The organism is Mesorhizobium sp. M7A.F.Ca.CA.004.04.2.1 (assembly GCF_004022825.1).
In the GTDB taxonomy this organism is placed as follows: Bacteria; Pseudomonadota; Alphaproteobacteria; order Rhizobiales; family Rhizobiaceae; genus Mesorhizobium.
This window is the reverse complement of record NZ_RZPH01000596.1, coordinates 1-3,784: the sequence shown is the minus strand read 5'-3', so window position 1 is coordinate 3,784 and position 3,784 is coordinate 1. Positions and strand designations below refer to the sequence as shown.

The following is a 3,784-nucleotide window of genomic DNA, read 5'->3' as shown; positions in this document are numbered from 1 at the left end:
GAAGAACGGCGATGAGGTCGAGATCATCCGCTCCAAGGCGCAGGTGCCGCCGGCGGCATGGGAATCGGTCGTCGTCACCGGCAAGGCGCGCTCGGCCATCCGCCGTGCCACCAAGAACGCCATCCGCAAGCAATATTCGGGTCTCGGCATCCGCATCCTGGAACGCGCCTTCGAGCGTGCCGGCAAGACCTTCACCAAGGAGAGCCTGAAGCAGGTGCTGCACAGGCTGGCGCGCAAGGACATCGAGGATGTGCTGGCCTCCGTCGGGCGCGGCGAGCTCGCCTCCACCGACGTCATGAAGGCGGTATTCCCCGACTACAAGGATGAGCGCGTCACTACGGCCGTCCCCAAGCCGCGCGAGGAGGGCTGGTCGAAGATCCGCAATGCCGCCGGCATGTTGTTCCAGATTCCGGGTCGTGCCGCGCGCAAGGACAAGGACCAGCCACGCGATGGCGCCGTGCCGATTCGCGGCGTGCGCGGCGATCTGCCGGTGCGTTTCGCGCCGGAAGGGGCAGTGCCTGGCGATCGCATCGTCGGCATCGTCCAGCCGGGCACCGGCATCACCATCTATCCGATCCAGTCGCCGGCGCTGCAGGCGTTCGATGACCAGCCCGAGCGCTGGATCGACGTGCGCTGGGACATCGATGAGCGCACCAAGGAACGCTTTCCGGCGCGTGTCTCGGTCACCGCCATCAACGCGCCGGGGTCACTCGCCGATATAGCGCAGGTGGTTGCCTCGAACGACGCCAATATCCATACGCTGTCGATGGTGCGCACTGCGCCCGACTTCACCGAAATGCTGATCGATCTCGAAGTCTGGGATCTCAAGCACCTCAACCGGCTGCTGTCGCAGCTCAAGGACAATTCGAGCGTCAGCGACGCAAGACGCGTAAATGGCTAGATCATGCTCCGGTTTCGGACAAAGTCATGGTCAATCAAAAAGAGGCAGAAATGAACACCGATGAAGTGCTGGGCATTTTCCGCGAGGCGGGTGCTGTTCTGGAAGGGCATTTCATTTTGACCTCGGGCCTGCGCAGTCCGGTCTTCCTGCAGAAGGCGCGCGTGTTCATGCATGCCGACAAGACCGAGCTACTGTGCAAGGCGCTGGCGGAGAAAATCCGCGCAGGCGTGCCCGGCAAGATCGACTATGTCGTCGGCCCGGCGATCGGCGGGCTGATCCCAGCCTACGAGACCTCGCGCCATCTCCGCGTGCCGGCGATCTGGGTCGAGCGGGAAGGCGGCGAGTTCCGCTTGCGCCGCTTCGAGATCGCCAGGGGTTCGCGTGTCGTCATCGTCGAGGACATCGTCACCACTGGCCTGTCGATCCGAGAGACCATCGAGTGCCTGCGCGATCTTGGCGCCGAGGTAGTGGCCGCGGCCTGCATCATCGACCGTTCGGCTGGCAAGACCGATGTCGGTGTGCCGCTCATCGCGCTGGCCGAGTATGAGGTCCCGGCCTATCCGGCCGACCGGCTGCCGCCGGAGCTTGCCGCCATCCCGGCGATCAAGCCCGGCAGCCGCAACATCTGACGGGGCATTTTTTTCGCCCAACAGTGTGCGGCGGTTTTGGGGAAAGCGACATGCGTGAAGACAAATTGGAAATGATCACCGGCATCGATCATTTCGTGCTGACGGTCGCTTCGCTGGAAGTGACCTGTGAGTTTTACCAGCGCGTGCTGGGTTTTGAGCGCATCGACGCGGCGGATCGGCCGACGGCGCTGGCTTTCGGTATCCATAAGATCAATGTGCATGAGGTCGGCCGCACTTTCGAGCCGAAGGCGAAGTCGCCGGCTCCGGGCTCGAGCGATTTCTGCCTGGTCACGGACGGGCCACTGGATGAGGTCCGTGCCCGGCTCGCGGCCAATGGTGTGGCGGTGGAACTCGGTCCGGTTGAACGTGTCGGGGCCCGCGGTCCGATGATGTCGGTCTATTTCCGCGACCCGGACGGCAATCTGGTCGAGGTCAGCGAATACCTGCCGTAGCGCTGGTGCTCTTCGAAAAAGCGACTGCCAGTTTTCCTTAAATTCGCCGCGATTGTCCAATGTTCGAAGCATGAACCACCCCGAGGGGCGGCGACGAGTGCGCATCGGACAGACGGTGCTTGGTTGTTCTTCTGTCAGCGCGTCGTTATATCATGCTTGCGATTGCCATTGGGTGATCGTCAAGCGCAAGATGTGGCTACCACGCCCGGCTAAGGTGCCGTTGCGGGAGCCGTGGAACGGGAACAGAGTGCTTTTTCGACGCCGCAAGCCTGATGGCCTTTATGAGCGGGTGCGTACCTACCTTTGGCCGCGCCGCTCATTTTCGCGCTCGCTTCAGTATTTTTCCAAGCGCATCCTGCGGCTGAAGGCCACACCGCATGCGGTGGCGGCCGGCGTTGCAGCGGGGGTCTTCGCTTCATTCTTTCCCGTCGGTTTCCATTTCATCATCGCTGCCCTCCTGTGCTGGGTGATCGCCGGCAATCTGGTGGCGGCCGCTCTCGGCGCGGTTTTTTTCGGCAACCCCCTGACCTTCCCGTTGCTATGGGGGGCGTCGTGGGAAACGGGCAAGCTCATCCTGCATGACCGCTTGCCGACGCATGGGCCGCCGGCACATCTGGGCGAGATGTTGCACAACCTCTCCTTCGCGCAATTGTGGAAACCGGTCCTTGAACCGATGCTGATAGGCGCGGTTCCGCTCGGGCTCGCCTTCGGGCTGCTGTTTTACGCCATCACGCGCTGGGGCATGAACGCTTTCCGCGAACAGCGGTGCAAACGTCTGGCCCAGCGCGCAAGCCGGCATGCGCAATCGCCCCATCCCGGCGCAAGCATCGGTTCCACCGCGCGATGATCATCGGCATCGGCAGCGACCTGATCGACATCAGACGCATCGAGAAATCGCTGGAGCGTCACGGCCAGCGCTTCATCCAGAGAATCTACACCGAGGTCGAACAGGCGCGTTCGGACAATCGAGGCGCCCGCGCGGCCTCTTATGCCAAACGCTTCGCCGCCAAGGAGGCCTGCGCCAAGGCGCTGGGCACCGGTATGGCGCAGGGGGTGTTCTGGCGCGACATGGGTGTCGTCAACCTGCCCAGTGGCGCGCCGACCATGGCTCTGACGGGAGGAGCGCAGGCCAGGCTGGACAAGATCCTGCCAAACGGCCATCGGGCGGCAATCCACCTCACCATCACGGATGATTTCCCGCTCGCTCAAGCCTTTGTGATCATCGAGGCGCTGCCCGTCGAAGAAGCGCCACATTGATTGCCTCTGACGACCGGCATTGACGTTGCCCAGCGCGCGCCGAGACTCTATACCATCCAACGCACAATCGAGGACGACATGAGCGTGGCTGAAAAATCCGAGAAGAAATCCGGCGGGCTTGGCGAGACCGTCAGCGTCATCGTCCAGGCGCTTTTGCTCGCCCTGGTCATCCGCACGCTGCTGTTCCAGCCTTTTTCGATCCCGTCGGGATCAATGCGGCCGACGCTTCTTGAAGGCGACTATCTGTTCGTCACCAAATGGTCCTATGGCTATTCGCGGTACTCGCTGCCTTTCGGCCCCGACATCTTTTCGGGCCGTATCTGGGGCGCCGAGCCGAAGCGCGGCGACGTGGCGGTGTTCAAGTTCCCGCCTGATCCGTCCGTCGACTACATCAAGCGCGTTGTCGGCCTGCCGGGTGACAAGATCCAGGTCAAGGACGGCCAGCTGTTCATCAACGGCGTCGGCGTGCCGCGCGTGAAAACAGGCCAGATCGACAATCCCGACATCACCGAGGAATCGCGCCCGATCGATGTCTATCGTGAGAC

At 62.7% G+C, this 3,784-nt stretch carries 6 protein-coding genes; all 6 read left to right on the top strand.

Annotation, left to right across the window (positions count from 1 at the left end; genetic code table 11):
- Positions 1-901: RelA/SpoT AH/RIS domain-containing protein (locus EN893_RS23375; protein WP_164901044.1), on the top strand; the 901-nt coding region annotated here is incomplete at its 5' end.
- A 50-nt stretch (positions 902-951) separates the two neighbouring features.
- Positions 952-1,530 carry an orotate phosphoribosyltransferase gene (gene pyrE / locus EN893_RS23370; RefSeq protein ID WP_127267157.1) on the top strand — a complete coding sequence of 193 codons (579 nt, stop codon included), beginning with the start codon at positions 952-954 and terminating at the stop codon, positions 1,528-1,530.
- 71 nt (positions 1,531-1,601) lie between these two features.
- Positions 1,602-1,982, top strand: coding sequence for a VOC family protein (locus EN893_RS23365; RefSeq protein WP_164749033.1), 381 nt, complete (start codon positions 1,602-1,604; stop codon positions 1,980-1,982).
- A gap of 247 nt (positions 1,983-2,229) precedes the next feature.
- Positions 2,230-2,829: a DUF2062 domain-containing protein gene (locus EN893_RS23360; protein WP_127267163.1), complete on the top strand. Its 600-nt coding sequence runs from the start codon at positions 2,230-2,232 to the stop codon at positions 2,827-2,829.
- Entirely contained in the window at positions 2,826-3,239 is a 414-nt protein-coding gene (acpS, locus tag EN893_RS23355) for a holo-ACP synthase (RefSeq protein ID WP_127267159.1), read from the top strand. Before EN893_RS23360 ends, acpS begins: the two co-directional genes overlap by 4 nt.
- Positions 3,240-3,317: 78 nt before the next feature.
- The coding region (gene lepB / locus EN893_RS23350) for a signal peptidase I (protein ID WP_127375353.1) at positions 3,318-3,784 on the top strand (467 nt) is incomplete at its 3' end.